The sequence below is a fragment of the uncultured Capnocytophaga sp. genome (genome assembly GCF_938029845.1).
Lineage (GTDB): Bacteria > Bacteroidota > Bacteroidia > Flavobacteriales > Flavobacteriaceae > Capnocytophaga.
The window spans coordinates 45,487-71,947 of record NZ_CALHGG010000027.1 but is presented as its reverse complement, the minus strand read 5'-3'; the positions used below and the strand labels follow the sequence as shown (position 1 = coordinate 71,947).

Here is a 26,461-nt window from a genome sequence, read left to right as displayed (position 1 = left end):
AAAGGTACGTCTTTTTTTCTGGACTAGCAAGAAAAAACAGCGTGTTTTTTCGCTTTTTTTGTGTTAAATTTACTTTTTTGGTTCTACGGGGCGTAAAATCAACTTCTTTTATTTTTTAATGGAAATAAGGAGGTTTTTCTCTTGTTTTTTAAAATAAGATAGATGATAAAAATAATCATAGGTATAGGCAACATGATCCTCTTGTTGAAAACTCGGTTAATAACTTATCAAGTACTGTGGAAAACTCCCCCTCATTTCTCCTTAACTTTGTCCTACCACAAAAAAAGATATGTAAATGATTTATTATTCTGACCTACAAATAGTTCTACAAGAAGTGCCTGGACAGATTAGCTTATGTGTGAGTGTAACTGGGTGTCCGTTGCGCTGTAAGGGGTGTCATTCTCCCTTTTTGTGGAAAAAAGGTACGGGTACTCCTCTGACCGACGAGCTATTCGTCACTAGCCTTGAGCGCTATAAGAATATGATTTCTTGTGTGCTCTTTATGGGAGGCGAATGGGAAGAAGAGGATCTTATTCACAAACTACAAATAGCCCGTGCCTATGGACTATATACCTGCCTCTATACAGGACTTACAGAAGAGGAGGTATCCAAGGCTATCAAAGAGGAACTAACTTGGCTTAAGGCAGGTCCTTGGATAGAGGTCTTAGGCGGTCTCTCTGCTCCTACTACTAACCAGCGCTTTATAGAGGTAAGCACTGGGAGAATACTCAATGAAATGTTTCATCATCAGTAATCAGTAGTCAGTCTGACAACTAACCACTGACCACTAACTACTAACAATTTATAAATCAAATCCTATGATTCGACTTACACAAAATCAAATCCAGCAGAAAATTGAGTTTATAAATCAATATCTGCATGCGGAAAATGCCGCTACTGCCTCTCAAGTAGATGCCAATGCGAATGTTACAAGCAAGAACATTGCTACAATGGAGGCCGAAATTAACAAGGATATCAATATCCAAATCAACCGTGAGCTGGTACGTCGTAAGATAGCGGAACTTTTCGGGGAAGAACTCGCTGGGGAATACATTCGCCAGATAGAGGCACATGAGATCTATGTGCATGATGAGACTTCTCTGAAGCCCTATTGCGTATCTATCAGTATGTATCCTTTCCTTTTGGATGGGCTGATGAAGCTCGGCGGGGAGAGCCGTGCCCCTAAGCACTTAGAGAGTTTCTGTGGAGAGTTTGTTAATTTGGTCTTTGCTATCAGTTCCCAGTTTGCAGGTGCTTTGGCTACAGTGGAGTTTCTCCTCTATTTTGACCACTTTGCCACCAAAGACTATGGGGAAGATTATTTGGAAACGCATACCAAAGTAATAGAGAACCATCTCCAGCATGTAGTGTATGCGATTAATCAACCAGCAGCAGCAAGGGGCTACCAGTCTGTTTTTTGGAATATCTCCCTTTATGATGAGCCTTATTTCAATAGTATGTTTGGAGAATTTGTCTTTCCAGATATGAGCCGCCCTAGCTATGATCGTTTGTTCAAGTTGCAACACTTTTTCCTTAAGTGGTTCAATGCCGAACGCCTTAAAGCCATCCTCACTTTCCCTGTGGTAACTGCCGCTATGCTTACAGCTAAGGGTAAGCCTGTGGATCAAGATTTTGCCAATATGTGTGCCGAGGAACTCAGCGAGGGGAACTCTTTCTTTGTTTATCAGTCCGAGAGTGCCGATAGTTTGGCTTCCTGCTGTCGCTTGCGCAACGAGATTTCCGACCATACTTTCAGTTATTCCTTGGGAGCAGGGGGAGTGGCCACAGGATCTATCAATGTGATTACGCTAAATATGAACCGCCTTATTCAGCAAAAACGCAATCTTGCTGAAGAGGTACGCAAGATACATAAGTATCAAGTGGCTTTTCGCAAACTTATAGAGGAGTACAAAAATGCAGGACTGCTACCGGTCTATGATGCGGGCTTTATCTCCCTTGACAAGCAGTTCTTGACAATTGGTATTAATGGTATGGTGGAGGCCGCCGAATACTTGGATATTGCCCCTACCAACAATGAGCAGTATAAGGAGTTTGTTCGCCATCACCTCAAGATTATTTATGATGAAAATCGCAAGGCACGCGAGCTATATGGTTATATGTTCAATACTGAATTTGTTCCTGCAGAAAACTTGGGGGTGAAGAATGCACTTTGGGATAAGAAATCAGGCTTGTTTTCTCCACGTGAGTGCTATAATTCCTATTTCTATGCGGTAGAAGACGATCATATAAATGTCTTGGATAAGATTATCCTCCATGGTAAGGAGTTTATTGAGTATTTGGATGGAGGTTCTGCCTTGCACTTGAATCTAGAGGAGACACCCAACAAAGAAGGCTTCTTAAGGCTGCTCAATGCTACCGCCTTGGCGGGTTGTAATTATTTCTGTTTCAATATCCGTATTACTATCTGTAATGATTGTAATCATATAGATAAGCGAACCCTCTTTGAGTGCCCTCATTGCCATAGTGAGAATGTGGACCATGCTACGCGAGTGATAGGCTACCTCAAGCGTGTGTCCTGCTTTAGCACTGCTCGACAGAAAGAACACAAACTCAGACACTATCACCTTTCTACAAGTAAAAGGTAAAGCCAGCGAATACTTGGAGCTGGGTATGTGAGTAAAGGGTAAAAAATGAAAAGTGACTAATGGCTGATCCTATTGTGGTATTAGTCATTAGTCACTTGTCATTAGTCACTATAGTCCTATCTTTTAATTAATTTGATAAGCACAGGAGCGGTAGTAATGAGCACAATAAAGAGAACGATTAGCTCTAAGTGCTTTTTGAGGTCTATACCAAATTGTTCTATAAAGAGCTTATCCAAATAGTGTCCCATGAAGACAAGAGAGAAGGACCATGCTACAGCACCTATAATATTATATACCATGAATTTGCCACGGCGCATACCCACAATACCCGCTACAATAGGGGCGAAAGTACGTACAATGGGGAGAAAACGCGCAGCAATTACCGCTACGGCTCCATGTTTTTCGTAGAAAACTTGTGCCTTGAGTAGGTATTTACGCTTGAAAAAGAAAGAGTCTTTACGTTCATAGAGACCATGACCACTACGCCTACCAAACCAATAGCTGACCATATTACCTATGATAGCTGCTAAGGCTATGGAGGAAGCAATGATAGTGGTGTCCAATAGGTCGCTACCTGTAATACCAAAGGTGTCCCTTACCATAGGTACAGCATAGATGCCAGAGATAAATAGGAGACTATCCCCAGGGAGGAAAAAGCCTACAAACAAACCTGTCTCAGCAAAGATAATGAACAATACAAGCCAATATCCGCCTAACTTGATGTAAAACTCTGGATTTACAAGATCGCTCCAACTTTGGAAGTGTTCCATATATTTCTTATTTAGTGTTCGTTAATCAGTCTTCAGTGTGAGGCTCTTGGGAAAAATTACCTAACTCCATCGCTTGGGAGTATATCTGCTTAGCTTCTTCAGTGCGGCCTACACGTTCATATATCTCAGCACATCGGCGCAAGAAAGAAGGATTGTCTCCCTCATTAAGCAGTACCTGATTTACATATTTTTCAGCCTTTTCATAGTCATTTTCTCTTGCATAATGATCCACTAAGGCCAACCAAGCCTTACTGGACTGAGGGTCTTCATGCACAGCTTTGAAATAATATTGCTCTGCCATTACTCTATCACCCAACTTTTCGTAACAATTGCCAATACGCAGATAAGCAAAAGAGGAAGGGTCATCTAGGGAAAGGGTAATCTTATAGTTTTCTATCGCCAACTTATATTCCTTAAGCCGCTCCAATACTTTTCCCTTTTCAAAATAGGCGCCAGTGAAAGTGTCATCACTGATAATAGCAAAATCAAATGCCTTGAGCGCTTCTTGGTAATTATTCTGTACCATATATTGCCTACCTAAGCTATGCCAAGCTACCTCACAGTAGGGGTTGTTGTCAAGGAAAGTGGTAAGAAATTGTATAGCCTGCTCATTTTCGCCTAGAAAATCAAAGCAGTGGAGGAGTTGTTGTAGGGAAAAATAGTCTTCTGGATCATGTGCCAAGCATCTTTTGAAGTATTTCTTAGCCAAAGCATATTCCTCCATATACATATATTCCATAGCGATGAGCGAATCAATATCCGATGGATCTTCACTGAAAGAAAGCGCATACTGAAGCAGTTCGATAGCCTTGGTATGGTTGTTCTTTTTGGAATAAAGGTGGGCACGCTGTACATATATCTCCGCATTGTAAGGCTCCTCATGGATTACCTCGTCCAATATATCGCCAGCCTGTTGGAGGTTGTCTTCATATATGAGCATCTCGGCTTGTAAGAGCCTAAGAGCAGCTACAAAGGGGAATTGGCTAAGGGCGGTTTCTATCGCTTGTTTGGCTTTGGCATACTTGGCATTCTCAAAATAGTAAAGGATAATATCCTCATACTGATAGCTGTCAAAAAAGCCTACCTTATGTTCGCTAAGTAGGCTTTCATAGCGAGAAATCACCTCCCAGCGTTCATCATTCTTTGAGTACATTGTCTTTATTAAGTAATTAAGTGTAGTAGATGTCTGATGGTCAATTTGTTATCTACTATATAGGGTGCATTTTTTCAAGGGGCTAAAATACAATTTTTTATGCTATCTCCGACAAAGTTGGTTATAACTTTTTATTTTGTTGATAACTTACAAAAAGGCTGCCCTGAAGGGCAGCCTTTTTAGTGCTTAGTTTTTAGTTCTGAATTTTTAGTTTCAAGACATCACTAGTCACTAATCACTAGTCACTATCTAGAGCCATTTTACCAATGGGAAATCCTGACGGTGAGGTAGTAACTCATGCTTAGGATAAAGTCGTAAAGCAATCATGAACAAGCCCGCATCCTCCGTAGCGGCAGAGATCTTATAGGAAGCTACACGACCTGAGAAAGAAACTAGTTCTGCCTGAATGAGTTGGTTTACTTTTAGTTGATTCTCTTTCTTAGAAGTAACGACAAGTTCCAAGCCTATATCCTCTGGAGTGAGTTCGCTCAAGTAGAGGTCTATTGTTGCTTCATATTTCTTACCCAAGGAGATAAGTTCGCTATCTCGCCTAGGAGCAACCACTTTCTCTACACGTATATGTGCCCACTCTTGACTTACCTTCTTCTTCCATTGAGAAAGAGCGATGGCTTTATCAAAATTGTTGGCTCTAAGGAGGTTAGAGCGTTTTTGTTGTGGATAATAATACTGTTTTTCATAGTCGGTAAGCATACGATAGGTGGTAAACTGTGGAGCTACCTTGCCTATGGTATTCTTGATAAAGTTACACCATTCTATGGAAATACCCTTACCGTCCTTATCCTTATTATAGAAAGTAGGTGCGATTTGGTCTTCTATGATATTGTAGATAAGCTCAGCATCTAGCTCATCTTGGTACTTTTGGTTCTCGTAAGTACGTTTTTGAGGGAGCATCCAGCCCGCATCTTCACGGTAACCTTCTACCCACCAGCCATCGAGTACGCTGAAGTGCATTACTCCATTCATAGCGGCCTTTTCCCCACTGGTACCAGAGGCTTCGAGCGGACGTGTAGGTGTATTCATCCACACATCGACCCCTTGGATAAGGGTACGAGCCAAGTCCATGTCATAGTTGGATAGGAAGATGATCTTTCCTAAGAAGCGTGGTTGCTTGGATATTTCCACTATGTGCTTGATAAGGTCTTGTCCAGCCTTGTCCGCAGGGTGTGCTTTCCCAGCAAAGATAAACTGTACGGGACGTTCAGGGTTATTGATAATAGCATCTAGCCTATCCAAGTTGGTAAAGAGCAGATGGGCACGCTTATAAGTGGCAAAACGACGAGCAAAACCTATAGTAAGTACATCATCACGAAGCGTATCGAACACTTCTACAATTTCACGAGGAGTGAAATAAGTGATGTTCTGACCATCGGTTAGGTTGTGCTTGATACGGCGAACGAGCTTGGAGCGGAGCTCTTGCTTGATCTGTGCTATTTTCTCATCGGGTACATTGTAGATACCTTCAAATGAGGCAGCAGTATAGGTACCTGCTTCCTTCTTAAAGTACTTTTCTTCTACTTCCTTCCATAGCGGAGAGGTCCAAGTAGGACGGTGTACCCCATTGGTTACATAGCTGATATGGAGTTCTTCAGGGAGGTAACCTTTCCACATATCTTTGAAGATATCACGGCTTACCTCGCCATGGAGCATACTCACCCCATTGACTTCTTGAGAGAGGTTGGCAGCCAAGAAACTCATAGAAAATTTCTCATGTGGGTCACTTACATTGATCTTACCAAGGGCAAGGATTTGTTGCCAATCCACATGGAGCTTTTCAGCATAGTCACCTATGAAAGCACGAAGCATAGTTTCCTCGAAGGCATCATGTCCTGCGGGTACAGGAGTGTGCGTTGTAAAGAGGGAAGAGGCACGTACCACTTCTACTGCTTCGGAGAAGGAGAGATGATACTCGTTAATGAACTTATTAAGACGTTCCAAGCCAATTAAGGCGGCGTGTCCTTCATTGCAATGATAGATGTCATAGGAATGACCTAAGCTGCGAAGCACCTTGATACCACCCAAGCCCAAGAGCATCTCTTGTTTGAGTCGGTTCTCCCAGTTTCCTCCATATAGGTGATGGGTGATAGTACGGTCTTCCTCGTTATTATCTTCATAATCAGTATCCAATAGGTAAAGCTCAATACGACCTACATCCACACGCCATACACGTGCATAAAGGGTACGACCTGGTAGGTCTAAGGTTACCTTAAGCCATTTGCCATCCTTGTCGAACACTGGGGAAACAGGAATTTTGGTAAAGTCCTGAGCCTCATATTCAGATTCTTGATTTCCAAAGGCGGATATCTTTTGAGTGAAATAACCATAACGATAGAGCAATCCTACCCCTGTGATTTTGGTAGCCTTGTCACTGGCTTCTTTCAGATAGTCCCCAGCCAAGATACCTAACCCGCCTGAATAAATCTTCAAAGAGGAGTGCAATCCGAATTCCATACTAAAGTACGCTATCGAAGGGCTTACCATCTCTTTCTTCTTTTCCATATAGGCAAGGAAGTCAGCATATACCTTATCCAAACGATTCATAAATTGAGAGTCATTTTCCAAGGCCTTGAACTGGCTTACTGAAATAGAGTCGAGCAATAGGATAGGGTTCTTATGAACTCTGCGCCATTCCTCAGGGTCTATACTCTTGAAGAGCTGTTCTGCTTCTTCGTTCCAGCACCACCAGAGGTTTTTAGCCAATTCTTCAAGAGCTTTGAATTTTTCAGGGGTAGCACGGTGTACGATCACACTACGCCAGAAAGGAGTATTGACTACTTTGGACTGCTCCCATACCTCCGCATCGGCATCCGCCACAGGAAGATTGGCTAAGCGAGGTTGTAATTTGTTGAGGGTAAGTTCATAAGCTTTTTGATAAAAAACAAAGAACTTATCCCAGAGGGCTGTTTCGCCTATTTGTTGTGCATCTTCCCATAAAGCTTCATAAGCAGTAGGGGAGAGACGTGCGATTTTTTCTATTTGGCTTACTACCCCTGTTACTACTTCTTGGTAATTACTGTCGTTACGACGAATAACTTTCAGAGCCAAGTTCTCGTTAGGGAAATGAGACAATGCCCAAGTACCAAAGCCTGCCAAGGTAGTGGTTATGGTAGGCACTCCGAAGCATAGGCTTTCGAAAGGAGTATAGCCCCAAGGCTCATAGTAAGAAGGGAATACAGTAAGGTCTATTCCACAGAGGAGGTCATAGTAAGAAAGGTCAAATACCCCATCATTACCCAAAAGATAGCTTGGACAATAGACAACCTTTACCTTGTCCTGCTTTTGGTTAAAGAGTTGTGCCTCTTTCACTTTGGAAAGAATGGTACTTTGGTATTCGTCTCTTACAAGGTGCGTTGTATAAGCTTGTCCGACAGTGTTAACTCCATCATATTCAGAAGGGATAAGAATGAACGCTACGACTTCTTGGTCAAAGGTTGCGTCTTTGTTGATTTGCTGAAGTGCATCAATAAAAACATCTATTCCTTTGTTTCTGAACTCATTGCGTCCGCTGATAGCTACAAAGAAAGGTTTTTTCTCAAAGGTAGTTCCTGTAACCTTTTGGGCTACTTCTTGCAGTTTAGCAGCGGCTCTTTTGTTTTTTTGAAGGAAGCTGGTACGATCACTTATGAGGCTTTCGTCAAAGCCATTAGGAGTAACCACCTCAGGGATACGACCTAAGAAGTGAGCCGCTTCACGAGCAGTAATATCGCTCACAGTGGTAAATACATCAGCCTCACAAGCAGCCTTCGCTTCTAAGAAATGCTTGTGCTGTACAGAGAAGCGATAAGCCAATTCAGAGGGTTTATACTCTTCCAAATAGTTGTAGAGTGCCCACCCATTACCGGCTATGCTACGACCTAAGACAGTAGCATGAGTAGTGAAAATGGTTCCTACTTGGGGAAGCTCTTTCTTCACATATAGGAGCGCAGTACCACTCATCCACTCATGGAAATGGGCAATGGCACGCTCACGTACCCCTACTTGGAAGTGAATAAAACTATCCAAGACCTTTCCTACTGCATAGCCAAAGAGAACTGACTCGGTAAAATCCCAAGAAGCATTGAGTGAATCAAGCTGTTGAGTGTTCCAATAATAGGTGAGAATTTCGTTTTTCTCACTGATATAATGGGAAAAATCCACTAAAATAGCAATAGGTTTTCCTTTTATATTCCAATACCCTGTTCTCACTCGTAGGCCTTCCTCCTTAGTACGGGCAAGCCATGAAGGAAAAAGTGTGTCATCTTGTACAAATTCGGGGTTTTCCTTGTGTTGCCATAGGTCAGGACCTATGGTGATATACTTGTCGGCAAACTTGTCTCGGAGCAGGTTAGCTCGTGTCGCCAATACGGTATGTATGCCCCCAATCTTGTTGCATACTTCCCAGCTAATTTCAAATAAGTAATTCGGATCCATTGTTATTTCTTCTTTCATTGATTATGGTTCTAACACTCTGCAAATATAACTAATTTTTAGCAAGAAAAAAAGTAAAACCACTGATTTTTAATTACTTTTTTTCAACAACTTGAATATCAGTTGTTCATAGGTCTAACTGCTAACCACTAACCACTAATTATAAATAATTAACAATTACCCTAACACAGTTTGTCCAGCAGCAAGTCTATCTTTGCGGCGTGGAAGGAAGAATTAACCATTAATAATTATGCTATTGTATTTAGATGACTTGCGCCCTACTCCTGAGGGTTTTGATCGTGTATATAGTTATAGGGAGTTTGTGGACTATCTTGAGAGAAAGGGACTACCTGATTTTATTTCCTTTGACCATGACTTAGGGGAAGATCTATCGGGCTATGATTGTGCTAAATACTTAGTGGAATACTGCTTAGCGCACCAGCTTCCCCTGCCCAACTATCAAGTACATAGCCAAAACCCTGTAGGTAAGGAAAATATAGAACGATTATTGGATAACTTTAGAAATTTTGAGTTAAAAAATAACGTTTATACTAGTTAATCTATGATTAAAAATCGTATATTTGTCATGAATTTTAAACCAAAAAGCAGATGGAACAACCTCAGTTAGAAGAAAAAATACTAAAGGAGCTTTATAATACTTTTGTTATTCCTCCTTATCAACGTCCCTATAAGTGGCATAAATCTCATGTTATTCAGCTACTTGATGACTTGTATGAAAATATTTATATTGGCAAAAGAACCTACCGAGTAGGAACTCTTATTGTCCATCAAGATAAAGAAGGTATTCATAATATTGTAGATGGACAACAACGCCTAACGACCCTTTCACTTATCTTATATTATTTGGGTAAAAAAGATAAGCTACTTCAAAATCAAGAATATACCAATGAGATTTCTAAAAATAATCTCATCTATAATTATAACCAAATCAAACAATGGTTTAGAGCAAAGAAATTAGAAAAAGATAAAGAAAAGTTTTTAAATGAATTAGAAAATAAGTGCGAATTTGTAGTGATCACAGTATATCGTCAGGATGAAGCTTTTCAGTTATTTGACACCCAAAACTCAAGAGGGAAAGAACTATCTCCACATGATCTATTAAAAGCATTTCATCTAAGAGAAATGGATAAAGATGGGTATACAGATAAAGAAATAGAACAATATGTCATCAAATGGGAAGATTATCTCCTTGATAAAGATAATCCTTTGCCTGATATTCTCAATAATCATCTCTATAGAATTCGGAAATGGATAAAAGGAGAGGATAAATATTCATTTACAAAAACAGATCTAAATGAATTTAAGGGTATAAGTCTTTATAAGGGAGTAGAATATAATTATGAACTCTCTCTAAGGATTTTAGAGGGTATCATAGAGAATACCCAAAAAGAAATTTTATTTCGTAACTTTGGTATTGCCCAAAGTTATCCATTTCAGATAGGAATGAGTATTATCAATGGGAGAAATTTCTTTGACTATGTATTCTATTATATTGAACTAAATAAACAACTGTTTGAAAGAAATGATAAATTTATAGCATTCTATAAAAAAAGATGTCTTAACTATAGGGGGGCAGAAAGAGTAGGTGATATAAAGGTAAGAAACCTTTTTGAGAATATTTGTTTACTTTTTGTAGACAGATTTGGGCTTTCTTTTTTAGAAGAAGCTTATTATGATGGATTTTATAAAAATGTGTATCTATTGAGATTGGAGAAAAAGGCAATCTCGGAAAACAGTATATTAAAGCACGATCAAGCCCTTCGCTTCTTTAGGTCTATTCCTAATAGTTATTCACCTGAGGAACTAAAAATAGATTTATTTTGTAACTACATTCCTCATGAAAGAGGCTATGCAAAGGGAGTAGAAGAAGGTGTTTTGATTTATTTTAATTTATAAAACGATGAAGAATAATAAAGAAATAAAAGAAGCTATAACAATAAAAGAAGTTTTAAGTAATGATACTTACATTATCCCTATTTATCAACGAAATTACGAATGGGAACAACCTCAAATAGAGCGTCTTATTAGGGATATTAATAGTATAGGAGAGAACGAACGGTATTATTTGGGTACTTTAGTTACTTTCAAGAGGAATGATGGTAGCTATGAACTTGTAGATGGGCAACAACGCCATACTACCTTAAATCTTATCAAAGCTGTTTTAGATAAAAAAACTTCCTTTAATCTCAAATTTCAAGCACGATCTGAGTGTGACCAGTTTTTTAGGGAGCTTTCTGAGGCTACAAAAGGCTTACCTCAAATTCCTAAAACACAAAACTTAAAACAAGGTATTGAGATTATTGAAAGTGTTCTTAATGACATTTTATCTACTGACAAGGATAAAGAAATATTTAGGAAGAAGTTTTTTGAACGAACTTATATTTTTAGGACAGAGTTACCCAAAGAGACTGAGCTAAATCATTATTTTGAAATAATGAACAATCGTGGCGAGCAGTTGGAGAAACACGAGATACTCAAAGCACAACTGATGAATCAAATAGATGATTCTCATAAAGAAGTTTTTGCTCAAGTGTGGGAGGCTTGTTCTTTTATGGGAGACTATATTTGGAATAAAGGGATTCCTAAAGAATTATTAGAGAAAGAGGAGCTCTCCTTTGATGATATTGTTTCTTCACTTGGAAAAGATGAGAGTAATGAAAATAATCAGTCTCAAACAATAGCAGCACTTTTAGAAAAGGGTGTAGAAACACTTCCTAAAGGATTTAAGCAGGGAGAAGAAAGCAAAACGTATGATTATCGTTCTGTATTAGAGTTTCCTACTTTTTTACTTTATATATATCATCTTATAAATCCTGATAAAGAGATTTCATTTGATGATAAAAAACTTTTAGAGACATTTAAAGACTATAAAAATGCAAAAACTTTTATTGTTGCCTTACTCAAATATAGAATCTATTTTGACAAGTATGTTATTAAAAATAGTCCATTATTAAATGAAAAGGAAAGCAATTGGAGGATAAGCGGATATGAATTTGATAAAGAAGAAATAGAAACAAATGAAATTGCTGATGAAGAGAGAAAAATAGAAATGTTACAAACGATGTTCTATTATGCGACTGTTTCTAACGACAAAAAGGAATGGCTCTTAAGATTATTAGAAGGAAATGTAAAAAAGAAAGACTTATATAGTGTTTTGAAGAAGGAATTAAAGAAGGAAATTAAAGGTATTTCATTGGATAAGATGTGTTTTGATTTAGCTTCAACTAAGATATTTTATTATTTTGAATATATGCTTTGGGAGGTCTATTATGACTATGTGATGGGAGTAGATAAAGTAATTAGCCCAAAAACAATAAGCTTACTTATAAATAAAATGAAAAATGATAAAAAAGACTCTTTTAGTCGTTTTTATTTTAGACAATTGTCTTCTAAAGAGCACTTATTGCCACAGAATAAAATTTCTACTATCATAGTAGATCAAAGTCTAACTCCTGAAAAGCAACAAGAAGAACGAAAGAAAATACTCCATTGCTTTGGTAATCTTTGTTTAATCAGTAGCTCTGAGAATTCCTCAGCGGGCAAGGAGCACCCTGAGTACAAAAAGGAATCATTTTATAATAATACAAGTCTTAAGAGGCTTATGATGTTTGAGACATTTTTAGGAAATGAATGGAATACACAAGAAATTAAACAACATCAAAAAGAAATGGAAGCTCTTTTAGATTTTTATAAACAAGAAGAATAATTTATAAGATCACTTCTTTCTTTTATTAGAAATTGTCTTAGCCACCACCTATGTAGAGACGCAATTTATTGCGTCTTATAAGGTTAAAATGCTTTCTAATTGTTGCTCAACATCATTAACTATTAACCATTATTGATGAAAATACAATATTTTTCCGATTTACATCTTGAGTTTCAAGACAATCTCAGCTGGATTGACAACAACGCCATAGAGCGTGTAGGCGATATCCTTATTATTGCAGGTGACTTGTGTCCTTTCGTTAATCTCTCTCGTGTGATGTATAAGAGTGAGATAGCCGACCTATGCAAGGGCTACAAAAAAGTGTTCTGGATCCCAGGCAATCATGAGTACTATGTCTTTACTCACCACTACGCCGCTACCCGCTATGAGCAGCCAATGAAGGAAATCCGTAATCTCTTTTTGGTGGACAACTATACCGAGCGTATTGGTCGTACCCAGTTGATTCTCTGTACCATGTGGAGCCATATCGGCAAGAAGAATGCCGCTAAAATCAAATATGGTATGAGTGACTTCCACTATATCACCGTGCAAAACCCTGAAAAAGGAGAGGAAATAGACTCCCTACAAGTGACAGACTTCAACGCTTTCAACAAAACAGCAGTTAAGTTTCTCAAAACAGCCGTCAAAAAGGCCACCCAAGCCAAAAAAGCAGGTGAAATAGAGCATATTGTAGTGGCTACCCACTATGTCCCCACCCTTAAGTACTACCCACAAACGTACTTGGGCAGTGTACTGAACGATGCCTTTGTCCTTGGCCTTACCGATTTTATTGAAAAGAGTGCCATTGACTATTGGATCTATGGGCATCACCACTTCAACCAACCTGATTTTAGGATTGGAAAGACTATACTGACCACCAACCAACTCGGTTATGTGATGCGTGAAGAAAATGAAGGATTTGAGTGGGGACGGTATATAGAAGTAAATGGTGAAAATAACTCCTAATCCCTAAAAACATGGCAAAAACAATCCAAATAGAACGTTTAGTACGTATAGTAAGTTTGCTTACAGCCAATAAAAAGGGCTTGTCAGCACAAAAAATCAGTGAGAAGTTGAAGGAAGCGGGTATAATCTACAGTGATAGAACCATAAGAAGAGACTTCAATGATATAGAAAATGCTTTTGGTATAGAGATTATCTTTGATAATAAGGAAAAAATATGGAGAATAGACCCTGAAACGCTTTCAGATCAACAGCTCCTCTTAGACCACCTTCTGCTTATGGAAGCCTACCGAAGGGCAAAAGATCAGCATGTCCTCCTTGTGGAACCCCAACCCGAAAGGGGCTTGGAGATGCTCAACCCTATTCTTACAGCTATTACCCAAGACCTCTTGATCTCTTTCCACTACAAAGCTTTTTACTCGGAGGAGACCACCGAAAGAGAGGCACTAGCCTATGCAGTAAAGGAATACCAGGGACGTTGGTACCTTATCGCTACGGACGACAAACAGTCTTTCAAACTCAAGGCTTTTGCTTTCGATAGGATGAGTAACCTAAAGGTATTAGAAGTAGAGGTGGAACGCCCAAAACTGGATATGGAGACATTCTTTAACTATTTCTATGGGATCTCTATGGCTGAGAATGACCCTCGTCAACAAATACTCCTTTCTTTTAACTATGAGCAAGGACAATATGTGAAAACACTCAAGTTGCATCCCACACAAGAGATTGTTTTTGAGGATGATAAAGAGATACGTGTACAACTGACCCTTGCTTTTCCCCAAGGGGAGGCTCCTTACGACTTGGTAATGCGGCTCTGCTCCTTTAGTGATTCGCTAAAGGTACTCGCTCCCGCCTCCTTAGCCCAGCAGGTTAAAGCACGCCTTAAAGCAGGATACAAACAGTATAATTAGCCGATTAGACAATTAGCTAATTAGACAATGAGACGATTAGCAAATTGACCAATTGTCAAATTGAAATTTTTTTTGTACATTTGTCCCTAGCAAAATCATATTATTATGAGTTCAGAGGATAAATGGGCTTTGTTGGATGGGAAATTGGACGGTATTCTCCGCAACCAATCTTATATCACCCAAAAAGTCTTACTAATACAGAGACAGTTGGAGCAGCTCACAACTCCTACTCCAGCTAAGGGCAGTGCGCCCAAACCTAAAGAGGTATTTCAACCTGTGACAGAGGAAGAAGTAATCCCCCCTGTAAATAAGAATACAGAAATTCCAAAGGAAGAAAAGGTGGAAATACTCAAAGAAGAAAAAATCGAAGTGCCAAAAGTGGAGCAGGAGACACCCCAAAAGGAGGTAGAGGAAAAACCTATCTCTGTAGAGAAAGTTGCTCCAGTAGAAGAAAAAGTAGCAGCAGAAAAGGTTGCCCACGAAGAAAAACCTATTCAAAAGGTAGCTATCGAGACACCTATTACCCCTTCTAAGGTGGAAGCTTCTGCTTCCAAGGACAAAAACGAACCTGTGATAGAGTGGCCTAAACTGATTAAAAAAGAGGATTGGGAACGCTTTATTGGAGGAAATCTCTTTAACAAGATAGGGATTGCCATTATCCTCATAGGGGTGTTTATTGGAGTGAAGTACTCTATTGAACACGATCTTATTAGCCCTACTATGCGTGTCATCTTGGGTTATCTCGTGGGGGCAGCTCTCTTTGGGGTAGGCTATTATCTCAAGCCTAAATATGAAAAATTCAGTGCGGTACTTGTCAGTGGAGCGATGGCGATATTCTATTTCCTAACCTATGTGGCTTATGACTTTTACCAAATGTACCCTATAGGGGTGGCTTTCGCGCTGATGTTCTTTGTTACAGTCGCTACTATTTGGTTTGCCCTAAACTACAACCAGCAAATTATTGCGCTCATTGGTATGGTAGGGGGCTATGCGGTGCCTTTCTTGCTTAGTAATGGTGGCGGACATGTATGGGTACTCCTCTCCTATGTAGCTTTTATCAATGTGGGTATATTGGTCATTTCCTTTTATAAGCAATGGCGCTGGCTTTATCATTCTGCCTTTGTCTTTACTTGGGCACTCTACCTAACCCTCCATGTGTTCAAATACGAGGATAACCAAGGACTTTATTTCTCTTTCTTGTTGATTTATTACCTTATCTTCCATTTTGCATTCATTGTACGCAAGTTATGGGCTAAGGATACTTTTACAATAGGGGATATACTTATTTTGCTCTCTAACACCTTGTTATTCTATTCATTTGGGCTAACCTTTACCTTTGAAAATGTATTTGCTCAGACACGTGATTATCTGACCGTATTCACCTTGGCCAATGCGCTCTTCCACTTCTTGGTGTATTTCTATACCCGTAGTAGGGGGGCTTCCAAGGAGTTGAAGTACCTAAGTCTCATCTTGGCTATATCTTTTATAACCATTGCCATACCTATCTATTTTAAAGGGGTTTGGATTACTCTCTTCTGGACAATGGAGGCAGGTGGTCTTTTCTGGGTAGGACGTAGCCAAAAAATCCGTATGTACGAGGTGATTTCCTATATACTCCTCCCTTTAGCAACTTCTAGCCTTTGGAGCAATTGGTTAGAAGTGCAGGAACTCGTTGCCTCAACTCCTGAGAAAGTAACAGCTTTTCTCAATACCACCTTCCTTAACTCATTGCTTTATGTAGGTATAGTAGCGGGTATCTCCTATGTCAATAGCCGTTATAGGGAAAAAGCCTCTGAAACGTTTGATTATGTGATCAATGTCCTCCTGTTTATAGTGTTATATGCCACTTTTTATATAGAGATATATAATTATTGGGTAATAAGGATAAACCAATATGCAGTAGAAGCGGATACAGAAATGAAACTCTATGATAGTTTGCATTACTTTAAGCAAATGTGGCTCATTGTCTATACGGTAACTTACTTTGCCCTCTTTACATGGATAGATACACCCTATATTCGCAAGGAAAAAATCTTGTTCAATAACTTAGCATTCAATCTTGTTATAGCAATTATCATGTTGACCCAAGGGTTGTATTTGCTCAGTGAACTCAGGGGCTTATACCTAACCTATATGCCTAATATGATGTATATTGCCATTCGTTATATAGCACTATCCGCTTTTGCTCTGTTGTTATGGCAAACGTACAAGTTGCTCGATGCAGAAGCTATCAACTTTAAAAACAAAAAGGTACGTGATTTGGTGCTTTATGGAGTTGTCCTATGGGTCGTAAGTAGCGAGTGGCTACACTGGACAGAGCTTTTAGGAGCTACTTCCAATTACAAATTGGGTCTGAGCATCTTATGGGTGTCTTATGGCGTATTCATGCTTGTGAAGGGAATACATCAGGGCAAAAGCTATATGCGAATAGCTAGTATCTCTTTGATTCTCTTTACTCTTGTCAAGCTCTTTTTCTACGACATCGCTCACCTAAGTACTATTTCTAGGGTGGTGGTATTGGTCGTACTTGGAGTATTGCTTATGATCGCTTCCTTCCTCTATGTGAAGTACGATAAGAAAATAGGAAATAATGACAAATGATAAGTGACAAGTCACTAGTCATTAGTTACTAGTTCTTGGTCATTAAAAAAAGATATTTACGTGCTAGTAGATTTGAATTTTTTTTGTATCTTTGCACGAAAATTTATAGAAGTACCAAATAGGTAGCTTTTATAAAAAGATAAAAAGGAATATATTCATACATAAAAATAATGGCACAAATAAAGGCGGCTGAAGTTTCAGCGATTCTTAAGAAACAATTAGCAAACTTCGATGCGTCTGTATCCTTAGAAGAGGTAGGGACGGTATTAGAAGTAGGAGATGGGATTGCTCGCATTTTCGGTCTCTCCAAAGTGGAAAATGGAGAGCTTGTCCGTTTCGAATCAGGACAAGAAGGAATGGTGCTTAACCTTGAAGAAGATCATGTGGGGGTGGTACTCCTTGGGTCTTCTACCCAAATAAAAGAAGGGGATACAGTAAAACGTACTAAAACCATTGCCTCTATCAAAGTAGGGGAGGGAATCGTAGGACGTGTAATCAATACCTTAGGTGAACCTATTGACGGTAAAGGCCCTATCTTAGGTGAGCTTTACGAAATGCCTTTCGAGCGTAAGGCGCCAGGGGTAATCTATCGCCAACCCGTAAATGAACCTTTGCAAACAGGAATCAAGGCTATTGACGCTATGATTCCTATCGGACGCGGTCAGCGTGAGCTTGTGATCGGGGACAGACAAACAGGTAAAACTACGGTATGTATTGATACCATCCTTAACCAAAAAGAGTTCTACGATGCAGGTAATCCTGTATATTGTATCTATGTAGCCATTGGTCAAAAAGCCTCTACTGTAGCAGGAATTGCCAAAACCTTGGAAGATGCAGGAGCACTCGCCTATACCACTATCGTAGCAGCCAATGCTTCTGATCCAGCACCTATGCAGGTATATGCACCTTTTGCAGGGGTAGCGATTGGGGAATACTTCCGTGATACAGGTCGCCCGGCACTCATTATCTATGATGACCTTTCTAAGCAAGCGATGGCTTACCGTGAGGTATCTCTCTTGCTTCGTCGCCCACCTGGACGTGAGGCATACCCTGGGGACGTGTTCTACTTGCACTCTCGCCTTTTGGAACGTGCCGCTAAGGTGATTAAGGATGACAATGTAGCCCGCAATATGAATGACCTTCCTGATTCTATCAAACACCTTGTAAAGGGTGGAGGTTCTCTTACCGCACTTCCAGTGATAGAAACTCAAGCAGGGGACGTTTCCGCTTATATCCCAACCAACGTGATTTCTATCACCGACGGACAGATATTCCTTGAGTCTGACCTATTCAACTCTGGGGTACGTCCAGCGATCAACGTGGGTATCTCTGTATCTCGTGTAGGAGGTTCCGCTCAGATCAAGTCTATGAAGAAGGTAGCAGGTACCCTCAAGCTTGACCAAGCACAGTTCCGTGAGTTGGCAGCTTTTGCTAAGTTCGGTTCAGACCTTGATGCAGCTACCAGCAACGTGATTGAGAAAGGAAAGCGCAATGTGGAAATCCTTAAACAACCATCCAATACCCCTTATAAGGTAGAAGATCAAGTAGCGATTATCTATGTAGGTTCTAAGAACCTATTGCGCCAAATCCCAGTGGAAAGTGTACGTGAGTTTGAAAAAGAATACTTGGAAAACCTACGTGCTTCTCATGAGGATACTCTTTTGGAAATTAAAGCAGGAAAGATCAATGATGAGATTACTTCTGTTTTGGAAAGCGTAGCCAAAGAGATAGCGAAAAAATATATCGTGAAATAGTTTTTAATTTAATATTATTGATAATACTGCCCTACACTTGTGTGGGGCAATATTTTTTAAATAAAGAGAAATATGAGAACATTAGAAGAACTGATTAATAAGGAAGAGCCCGCATGGGACTTGATACAGGAATGGTTACAAGAGGCTATCAATACTTATGAAGTACTACCCCGTGATGCCAAGCGAGCAGAAACAGAACTGCTGAATGCACAGATAACTACCCGTTCGCCCATGGGAGCTATCCTCTATGAGACAGGAGGTATCCTTATAAATGGCGGTTGGATACGTCTCTTAGGTTCGGGCAGTGAAAGATTGGACAGAGGAATGTTCCAGTGGAATAAGGGGAAAACTTTTGAGGATTATGGTCAGCCCCCTGCATTCCTCTTGGTAGCGGATGATATCTTGGGAGGATTTTTCGCCATCAATGGAGGTGCTTTCGGACAAGATGACCTAGGACAGATATACTACTTAGCCCCTGATACACTTTCTTGGGAACCTATGAACTGTGGCTATTCTGAATTTGTCTGCTGGACACTGGAGGGGGATATAGATCTGTTCTATGAACCTTACTATTGGGAAGGCTGGCAGGAAGAAGTCGCTAAGCTCAATGGAAATCAAGTGTTTTCATTCTTTCCTTTCCTCTGGACAAAAGAAGGACAACAGATAGAGGCTGTCAGTCGAAAGGTAGTTCCTATCGAGGAAAGCTATCGCCTTACGATGGATATGCAAAGACAACTCTTGGAGAAATAATAGAGGTATGGAGGGATTCACGAAGGATTTTTGGATATCGGTTGTATTACAGTTTGTATATGCCTATATTTGGCTTATTCTTCCTTTATTGGGACTTATATATTGGTGGAGGAAAAGAAAGAATTTTCTTAAAGGGAAACTTACACCAAGTAAGAAAGGAACAGCAGTTTCCCTTACTTCAGTCTTAAAAAACAGTTACAGGGAAGCGTTAGGACTTCCTTTGGTAGAGATAACTGCTGATACAGAGATTTTTACAGAAATGGGTAGTGTAGTTAAGCAAGAGAATTTACAAAAAAGGTATATGTGCTTAAAAATCAAATAATCAGCAGATTGGTTTTCTATGAAAAAGTAGGATATGAAGAGGATATCTTTCTTTTAGAGGACAAGGAATTGAGGATTGTTTTTGACCATACAGATAAGGAAATACTCTATATCTTGAAAGCAGGAGAGGAGATTACCTTTGAAGAATTTGTCTATCAGTATCAAAAGTTGACAAAGAAAACCCTTTCATCAACTCTGTTTTATGGACAGGTGTTACAAGTATAAAATAGCAACACGCCTTGTAGATTATACAAGGCGTGTTGTTTTATTAGTTATTGTGTTACTTGTTATTTTTCATAAGCTCAATGAATTGATCAAAGAGATAGCTCGCATCATGAGGGCCTGGGGCGGCTTCAGGGTGGTATTGTACGCTGAATACGGGGCGATTCTTGAGGCGAATACCCGCTACGGTGCCGTCATTGAGATGTAAGTGGGTGATTTCTATATTCGGGTTCTTTTCTGCTAATTCCTTATTTACTGCAAAACCATGATTCTGAGAGGTAATCTCACTCTTGCCAGTAAGGAGGTTCTTTACAGGGTGGTTGATGCCTCTGTGACCATTGCGCATCTTATAGGTAGGCACTCCTTGGGAGAGAGCGATAAGCTGGTGACCTAAGCAAATACCAAATATAGGTTTGCCACTCTCAATAATCTGTTGAGTAAGCGTAATAGCCTCGGTTAGTGGTTCAGGGTCTCCAGGGCCATTGGAGAGGAAGAAGCCATCAGGGGCAAAAGCATTGAGCTCTTCAAAGGTAGCTGTATGCGGGAATACCTTGATATAGGCACCGCGAGCGGCTAAGTTGCGCAATATATTGCGTTTGATACCCAAATCCAAGGCAGCCACACGATAAGGGGCGTTTTCATCTCCTACGAAATAAGCCTCCTTGGTGGATACCTCAGGAGCCAACGCCAAGCCCTTCATGGAAGGTTGTGCCTTGAGTTGTGCTTTGAGTCCTTCTATGTTATCCACTTCAGTGGAGAGTACCGCATTCATACTCCCATGATCACGTATGTAAGATACTAAGGCACGGGTATCTACTTCACTTACTACAAAAAGACCATATTTTTCAAGGAAAGCTCCCAAGGATTCCTCACTGATAGGACGGGAGCCGAACTCACTAAAGTTGCGACATACCAGACCTGCAATCTTCACCCCATCGGATTCGTTTTCCTCGGAGAAAGCTCCGTAATTACCTATATGAACGGTAGCGGCTACCATGATTTGCCCAAAGTAGGAAGGGTCGGTAAAGATTTCTTGATAGCCAGTCATTCCTGTATTAAAACAGATTTCTCCAAAGGCACTTCCTTCTTTTCCTACAGCTTTCCCATAGAAAACAGTGCCGTCCTCCAAGAGGACAATTGCTGGTTTTTTTTGTGTATATTTCATTAGAATAATCACACTTGTGTTATTGGTGCAAAAATACAATTTTTATTGGAGAAATAATGGTTTTTTAATGAAATTTTGATAGCCAATCTTGCTTTTAAGGGGAAGAGATTTCCTAAATTGGCTAGGACTTGTAAGACTGTGTTTTTCAGTAAGTAACGCCTTATTCCAAATAAAATAGCATTGTTTTTACTCTGTGAATTTTTCTAAAGAGGGGATACCTCTTAGGTCATTTTCTCCTATTTCAGAGAGTGTTACCTCTTGTATCTTGTTATATCCCTTTTGAGAGTTCCAAATATCTTTATTTGCTAATTGTATACTATATTCTTTTCTTTTGGAAAGGGGCTCTCGCGGATCGGGTAGGTTTAGGTAGATCGTATATTTCCCTTTGCTCATACCATGTGGTAGCAAGAAAGTAGTCTTTAGTATACTTGTTTTTCCTGCAAACCAGTAACAAGGGTCATCGGCTAAGGTGATTTTGTATTTTTCATCAGGATTCTCTTGAGATATGAACAATAACTCCACGCTACGAGGGTTGAAAGGAGATGCCCACCCTGTATTTTTTAGTTGTAATTCTATCTGATAGGGACTTCCTATTTTGGGAGTTTTGGAGAAGTAACCCTTGACTAGGGAAAAACGATAACCCAATCGTTTCTGAATTTCATTAAGGCATTTTTCTCCTTTCCATTGTCTGAAAACATCTTCGTGATAGTCCCGATTGAGGTAAGACCAATGATATTGAGAGAATTGAGCTAAAGCATGGTTACATGCCACTAAGGAAGAAAGCGCACAAGTCTCTCCTCCCATCGCAGTATATTTGCTTTCTGCCTCCCAATACTTTCTATAAGCAAGGTTATTAGCAAAGGTACCTCTATCATCTTCGTCAGCTAAAAAACAGTCATTATGGGCGGCAATACGAGCCAGAGGTGTCCCCTTGAAGGCTGTCGAAAGGCTGAGAGTATCCTTTGGCGTGATACCTTGGGTAAGGAGTTTGGCCTGAGGGGTGCGTACAGCAATCATTCTATCAGAGGGGAGCGCATCCAAAAGAGCTACAAGAACACGAGCTCTGGGAGCATACGCTCCCTCTTTAGGTTTGTATACATAATTATCCGTATAGTACCATTCTCCCCATACCCCTACAAAACCTGCCTCCATCAGGCAAATTACGTCTGCATATTCTTGGAGGATGGGTTTGAGTTGAGCTATATGTCTTTGGGTAATCTCCCAAGGGGCATCCCAAGGTCTTTCTTCTCTGGAAGAAGTATAAGCAAAGCGCACAATAGCCTTATTCCCTCCTTCACGTAGCACCTGCATATTGTGTCGGATTCGCTCAAGAAAAGCCTCAGATATAGGTTTGTTACGGAACTCCTTCAGATAGTATATAGTGAACACAAGTGAGATACCTTCCTCACGATATTTCTGGATATCACCAGCCGAGAGTGTTTCGTTCTTATTTGCCGAAAAGCCGCGATGCGTATAGAACCCTCGTTCAGGATTAAGGATAGCTGCTTGGCTTTCGGTATACTGTTTCATCTGCATTTGACTATAATCTGTAGCAGCAGAAGTTGTTGCTTCAGAATTCGTTTTCTCGCAGTGGGCAAAGAGCAGTAAGCAGAATGGTAATAGGAGAATAGGTTTCATGGAGCAACTACTCTTTTAGATTTTTTCTTCTTATGAAGGACACTACACCTAAAACAATGACAAAGATGGCTGCATAATAGACAAAGTTAGGAGTAATCACTTTTTCTCCGCTGGCGTAACTATGCAGGCCAGAGAGGTAGAAATTAACCCCAAAATAGGTCATTAGGATGCTAGCAAAAGCCACTACGCTAGCAAAGTTGAACCCCCATATACCACGCAAAGGAGGAACAATGCGCATATGGATCACAAAGGCATATACCATGATACTCACCAAAGCCCATGTTTCCTTAGGATCCCAGCCCCAATAGCGACCCCAGCTTTCATTAGCCCATTGGGCGCCTAAGAAGTTTCCTATGGTAAGCATGATAAGTCCTACGGTAAGTGCTAACTCATTGACAATGGTAAGTTCTTCCATTACGCTCTTTACCTTTTCTAGGTTCTTTTTATTGGCTATAATAATGAGGAATAGATTGATTACTCCCAGAATCATACCCAAAGCAAAAGGTCCGTAACTACCTACAATTACCGCTACGTGGAGCATCAGCCAGTAGCTATTCAGTACAGGTTGTAAGTTGCCTATGGAAGGGTCAAGCCAGTTCCAGTGGGCAATCATCAGGATCATGGAGGTCACAAAGGCAGTAGAGGCTAGGCTCAGTGGGGAGCGACGTGCAAAGCAAAGCCCAATACCCATAGTAGCCCATGCCACATAGATCATACTCTCATAAGCATCACTCCACGGAGCATGACCCGAGATATACCAACGGAAAGCAAGCCCTGCGGTATGTAGCGCAAAGAGTAAAAAGAGTAGTCCTGTACATACTTGAGTGATGATACGCAGTGCCTTTCGCTCTTTGAAAATACGAGCAATAAGCACGATAAACATGAGTGTTCCTACGTATAAATACCAGCTAAAGAGACTCTTGAAAACATCATACTTGTTGTAAAGTATCTCTGCATTGATTTGTCTTTCTGAAGGAATTACCGCCTTACCTACTGCCCGTTGGTTATCTTTAAGTAGGCTTAGGATTTTTTCTGCTTCGCTGTAATCACCTGTTTCTGTGGCTCTCTTTACCGAGGAGAGGTACCAGCGGAAGGAGTGCTTGATAAAGCCAGCCTCCAAGGTATCCTGAGTATAGCTAGGATTTTCATACATATCCATTGGAGAAATCCATTTGTTATTAGGATTATCCTTTAGTGGGAAAATGCGTAAAATACTCCCTGAAAGGGCACGTTCCAAAAGGTGCATCTTAGTATCTACTTCCTTGAACTCCTTTTGGAATTGGTTGGGGTTGGAGGTAGAATAAGCCTCTACTAGGTAGGGATTGAGTTTGTTGTTATATTCCTTATCCAAGAAGTCCAAAGCACGTACGCGCTTAAGGCCTTTTTCTACGCCTAAGATCTTATGCAGACTGTCGTTGTCTTTTTTGATATAGAAAAAATCCACATTGTACCATAGTTGGCGATTGAGCAGCATGGAGAGGAATACCTGATTGGCATCAAGACCACGGAAAGTATCCGCCTTGCTTACTTTTCTTAGTAGTTCTGAGGCGAAGGTATTGATAGGCTTCATACGACCGTCTTCGTCTTGGATCACCAAGTGGGCAAAGCGGTCGGCATGTTCCTTTTTCACCGTAGTAGCTTTGATAAGGGAGTCTATCTGTGAGGGAGTTAGTTCAAAAGACTCGTGTTGGGCATAAGCACCTACTGAGAAAAACAGTACCAAGAGGGTGAGGACGCCTCGGCGCTTGTTATACAACTTTTTGAGTCTTTGGCTAAGTTGGACAAAGCGTGTCTTTCCGAAAAACATGCTAGCAATAAGACCTATATAGAGTAGGGTATAGCCAATATAAGTGAGCAAGGTGCCCCAAAAATCGTGATTAACGGAGAGGATACTACCTTTTTCATCGGGGAAGAAGTTAGCTTGGAAGAAGCGGTATCCCTTATAGTTGAGGATGTTGTTCATGTAGATGTCGTATTTGAAGGTCTCCTCTGGGGAGGTTACAGTAACTTTACTCTTAAAAGAGGAGTAGCTACGCTCCGTACCAGGGTATTTGTCGGCAATAAAATCGTCCAATTTTACTTTGAAAGGTAGGGGCATACGCACCGAACCATAATTGAGATGGAAGGTAAGTCCGCCTACTTCCACGGAAGTGGGAGGGTTGATAACATCGCGTCTGCCAGGTACCTCTACCTCTTTGGTTTCTCCTGCTGCGGTAATGGTCATAATAAGAGCACTTTGGTCGGAGGCAGTTCGCTTGTTTTTGGGGATAGGAGCCATGATCATCTTTCCTTTCTTTAGAGGTTCAGGCAATACGAATCGCATACCTCCTATATTGTAAAGGCAGCGGTATTGGAGGGGTTGTATGCTGTCTTTGACTACATCAAATATTTTTTGATCCCCCATGGTCATATAACTTCCCATATAGGGGCTGGTGATATAGCTTCCCTCAGGGGTAATCTGAAGATTGATAGCCCCTTTCGTAGGATTGTTTAGAGTAATAGGTAGTCCATGGAAATTCTCGATACTCCCTGCCTTGAGGTAGTGTTCATGCCCTTCTCCGCCTGAACTTTCTACTATCTTAAGATAGTCTTCGCCATTGGCATCCTCCACAAAGGATTCTTCAGCATTGGCAATGAATTGTTTCAATTCTATACGGAAGTCTTTTCCCTTGAAATCCGAAGCCCACTTATAGGAATTGGAGGTGAATTCGGAGAAGAGTACTTCCGTTTGTTTGGCTTTGCGCAAGGGTTGTCCCTCATAGGTGCCATCTACTTGAGCGGTGATATAGGTTAGCTCGGAGGTATAGAAGTCCGCTTCTTCCCCCTCACGGAGGGCAAGCTTGCCCTCATCGCTGATGTAGCGGGTTACGCCCGCCCCTACGATGATAAATATCCATGAGGCATGTAGGACAAAAACAGCCCAATTCTCGCGCTTCAAGAGGCGATAGCGGCCAATATTTCCAATAAAGTTGATGACAAAAAGCGCCATGATGAGTTCAAACCACCAAGCATTGTAGATCCAGATTTTGGCTGTATCGGTGTTATACCAGGTTTCCACAAAAGTACCTAAGGCAAGAGCAGCCCCATAGGCTAAGAAAAGCACTGCCATTAGGCGTGTAGAAATAAGGAATTGCGTGAGTTTTTTAAGCATTTTCTGAATATTTTCAGAGGGCAAAAATACGAAATATAATCATATAAGACAAATACTTCAGGGGTTAGTTTTAGCTATTAGCAGTTAATTTGCACCCTAACAACTAACCACTAATAGTTAACTACTATATAATGTTAATTAACTTCTTTTTATTAGTTTTAATTGTTGATTTTATAACTAAAATGTTGTAATTTTGCGTTTGAAAAATAGGGGGTAGGGATATGAAAGATTTAAGGATTTAGGATATAGAAAAACCCAGTTATAGCGCTGAATCCTTCTAATGTTACTACTTCCTTTCTTAAAC

General features: G+C 40.3%; 18 protein-coding genes. 12 read left to right on the top strand and 6 right to left on the bottom strand.

Going from position 1 to position 26,461, the window contains the following annotated elements; all coding sequences use genetic code 11:
• The first annotated feature begins 295 nt into the window (after positions 1-295).
• Positions 296-754 carry an anaerobic ribonucleoside-triphosphate reductase activating protein gene (gene nrdG, locus Q0625_RS02195; protein WP_298823262.1) on the top strand — a complete coding sequence of 153 codons (459 nt, stop codon included), beginning with the start codon at positions 296-298 and terminating at the stop codon, positions 752-754.
• 64 nt (positions 755-818) lie between these two features.
• Complete coding sequence (gene nrdD / locus Q0625_RS02190; RefSeq protein ID WP_298823261.1) at positions 819-2,606, top strand: anaerobic ribonucleoside-triphosphate reductase; 1,788 nt, start codon at positions 819-821, stop codon at positions 2,604-2,606.
• A 116-nt stretch (positions 2,607-2,722) separates the two neighbouring features.
• On the opposite strand, the gene Q0625_RS02185 is transcribed toward nrdD, so the two are convergent.
• From Q0625_RS02185 to glgP, 3 genes are all read right to left on the bottom strand, one after another.
• Complete coding sequence (locus Q0625_RS02185; RefSeq protein ID WP_298823260.1) at positions 2,723-3,376, bottom strand: VTT domain-containing protein; 654 nt, start codon at positions 3,374-3,376, stop codon at positions 2,723-2,725.
• Positions 3,377-3,401: 25 nt separating this feature from the next.
• Positions 3,402-4,529 carry a tetratricopeptide repeat protein gene (locus Q0625_RS02180; protein WP_298823259.1) on the bottom strand — a complete coding sequence of 376 codons (1,128 nt, stop codon included), beginning with the start codon at positions 4,527-4,529 and terminating at the stop codon, positions 3,402-3,404.
• A gap of 249 nt (positions 4,530-4,778) precedes the next feature.
• Positions 4,779-8,975 carry an alpha-glucan family phosphorylase gene (gene glgP, locus Q0625_RS02175; protein ID WP_298823258.1) on the bottom strand — a complete coding sequence of 1,399 codons (4,197 nt, stop codon included), beginning with the start codon at positions 8,973-8,975 and terminating at the stop codon, positions 4,779-4,781.
• Positions 8,976-9,204: 229 nt separating this feature from the next.
• On the opposite strand from glgP, the gene Q0625_RS02170 reads away from it, so the two are divergent.
• From Q0625_RS02170 to Q0625_RS02125, 10 genes are all read left to right on the top strand, one after another.
• Positions 9,205-9,513: a cyclic-phosphate processing receiver domain-containing protein gene (locus Q0625_RS02170; RefSeq protein WP_298823257.1), complete on the top strand. Its 309-nt coding sequence runs from the start codon at positions 9,205-9,207 to the stop codon at positions 9,511-9,513.
• 50 nt (positions 9,514-9,563) lie between these two features.
• A complete protein-coding gene (locus Q0625_RS02165; RefSeq protein WP_298823256.1) occupies positions 9,564-10,871 on the top strand; it encodes a DUF262 domain-containing protein in 1,308 nt (435 codons plus the stop codon).
• 4 nt (positions 10,872-10,875) lie between these two features.
• A complete protein-coding gene (locus Q0625_RS02160) occupies positions 10,876-12,681 on the top strand; it encodes a DUF262 domain-containing protein (protein WP_298823255.1) in 1,806 nt (601 codons plus the stop codon).
• Positions 12,682-12,816: 135 nt separating this feature from the next.
• Positions 12,817-13,647 carry a metallophosphoesterase gene (locus Q0625_RS02155; RefSeq protein WP_298823254.1) on the top strand — a complete coding sequence of 277 codons (831 nt, stop codon included), beginning with the start codon at positions 12,817-12,819 and terminating at the stop codon, positions 13,645-13,647.
• Positions 13,648-13,658: 11 nt separating this feature from the next.
• Positions 13,659-14,555, top strand: a complete 897-nt coding sequence (locus Q0625_RS02150; protein ID WP_298823253.1) for a WYL domain-containing transcriptional regulator — start codon at positions 13,659-13,661, stop codon at positions 14,553-14,555.
• A 105-nt stretch (positions 14,556-14,660) separates the two neighbouring features.
• Positions 14,661-17,156, top strand: coding sequence for a DUF2339 domain-containing protein (locus Q0625_RS02145; RefSeq protein WP_298823252.1), 2,496 nt, complete (start codon positions 14,661-14,663; stop codon positions 17,154-17,156).
• 170 nt (positions 17,157-17,326) lie between these two features.
• Complete coding sequence (gene atpA / locus Q0625_RS02140; protein ID WP_298823251.1) at positions 17,327-18,910, top strand: F0F1 ATP synthase subunit alpha; 1,584 nt, start codon at positions 17,327-17,329, stop codon at positions 18,908-18,910.
• 72 nt (positions 18,911-18,982) lie between these two features.
• Complete coding sequence (locus Q0625_RS02135) at positions 18,983-19,660, top strand: DUF2625 domain-containing protein (RefSeq protein ID WP_298823250.1); 678 nt, start codon at positions 18,983-18,985, stop codon at positions 19,658-19,660.
• 7 nt (positions 19,661-19,667) lie between these two features.
• On the top strand, positions 19,668-19,982 hold the full coding sequence (locus Q0625_RS02130; protein WP_298823249.1) for a hypothetical protein: 315 nt from the start codon (positions 19,668-19,670) through the stop codon (positions 19,980-19,982).
• Complete coding sequence (locus Q0625_RS02125; protein WP_298823248.1) at positions 19,964-20,206, top strand: hypothetical protein; 243 nt, start codon at positions 19,964-19,966, stop codon at positions 20,204-20,206. The genes Q0625_RS02130 and Q0625_RS02125 overlap by 19 nt, the downstream gene beginning before the upstream one ends.
• Positions 20,207-20,261: 55 nt before the next feature.
• Here Q0625_RS02125 and carA read toward each other — a convergent pair whose 3' ends face one another.
• The 3 genes from carA to ccsA all read right to left on the bottom strand — a co-directional run bounded on the left by carA (position 20,262) and on the right by ccsA (position 26,157).
• A complete protein-coding gene (gene carA, locus Q0625_RS02120) occupies positions 20,262-21,368 on the bottom strand; it encodes a glutamine-hydrolyzing carbamoyl-phosphate synthase small subunit (RefSeq protein ID WP_298823247.1) in 1,107 nt (368 codons plus the stop codon).
• 186 nt (positions 21,369-21,554) lie between these two features.
• A complete protein-coding gene (locus Q0625_RS02115) occupies positions 21,555-23,006 on the bottom strand; it encodes a DUF4832 domain-containing protein (RefSeq protein WP_298823246.1) in 1,452 nt (483 codons plus the stop codon).
• A 7-nt stretch (positions 23,007-23,013) separates the two neighbouring features.
• Positions 23,014-26,157: a cytochrome c biogenesis protein CcsA gene (gene ccsA, locus Q0625_RS02110; RefSeq protein ID WP_298823245.1), complete on the bottom strand. Its 3,144-nt coding sequence runs from the start codon at positions 26,155-26,157 to the stop codon at positions 23,014-23,016.
• Positions 26,158-26,461 lie beyond the last annotated feature (304 nt).

What these genes read in the sequence shown, in the direction of transcription:
- Q0625_RS02165 (WP_298823256.1), top strand. Translation starts at nt 9,564, where the DNA reads ATGGAACAACCTCAGTTAGAAGAAAAAATACTAAAGGAGCTTTATAAT.
- carA (WP_298823247.1), bottom strand. Translation starts at nt 21,368, where the DNA reads ATGAAATATACACAAAAAAAACCAGCAATTGTCCTCTTGGAGGACGGC.
- atpA (WP_298823251.1), top strand. Translation starts at nt 17,327, where the DNA reads ATGGCACAAATAAAGGCGGCTGAAGTTTCAGCGATTCTTAAGAAACAA.
- ccsA (WP_298823245.1), bottom strand. Translation starts at nt 26,157, where the DNA reads ATGCTTAAAAAACTCACGCAATTCCTTATTTCTACACGCCTAATGGCA.
- Q0625_RS02170 (WP_298823257.1), top strand. Translation starts at nt 9,205, where the DNA reads ATGCTATTGTATTTAGATGACTTGCGCCCTACTCCTGAGGGTTTTGAT.
- Q0625_RS02115 (WP_298823246.1), bottom strand. Translation starts at nt 23,006, where the DNA reads ATGAAACCTATTCTCCTATTACCATTCTGCTTACTGCTCTTTGCCCAC.
- glgP (WP_298823258.1), bottom strand. Translation starts at nt 8,975, where the DNA reads ATGAAAGAAGAAATAACAATGGATCCGAATTACTTATTTGAAATTAGC.
- nrdD (WP_298823261.1), top strand. Translation starts at nt 819, where the DNA reads ATGATTCGACTTACACAAAATCAAATCCAGCAGAAAATTGAGTTTATA.
- Q0625_RS02150 (WP_298823253.1), top strand. Translation starts at nt 13,659, where the DNA reads ATGGCAAAAACAATCCAAATAGAACGTTTAGTACGTATAGTAAGTTTG.
- Q0625_RS02145 (WP_298823252.1), top strand. Translation starts at nt 14,661, where the DNA reads ATGAGTTCAGAGGATAAATGGGCTTTGTTGGATGGGAAATTGGACGGT.
- nrdG (WP_298823262.1), top strand. Translation starts at nt 296, where the DNA reads ATGATTTATTATTCTGACCTACAAATAGTTCTACAAGAAGTGCCTGGA.
- Q0625_RS02155 (WP_298823254.1), top strand. Translation starts at nt 12,817, where the DNA reads ATGAAAATACAATATTTTTCCGATTTACATCTTGAGTTTCAAGACAAT.
- Q0625_RS02180 (WP_298823259.1), bottom strand. Translation starts at nt 4,529, where the DNA reads ATGTACTCAAAGAATGATGAACGCTGGGAGGTGATTTCTCGCTATGAA.
- Q0625_RS02130 (WP_298823249.1), top strand. Translation starts at nt 19,668, where the DNA reads ATGGAGGGATTCACGAAGGATTTTTGGATATCGGTTGTATTACAGTTT.
- Q0625_RS02185 (WP_298823260.1), bottom strand. Translation starts at nt 3,376, where the DNA reads ATGGAACACTTCCAAAGTTGGAGCGATCTTGTAAATCCAGAGTTTTAC.
- Q0625_RS02160 (WP_298823255.1), top strand. Translation starts at nt 10,876, where the DNA reads ATGAAGAATAATAAAGAAATAAAAGAAGCTATAACAATAAAAGAAGTT.
- Q0625_RS02135 (WP_298823250.1), top strand. Translation starts at nt 18,983, where the DNA reads ATGAGAACATTAGAAGAACTGATTAATAAGGAAGAGCCCGCATGGGAC.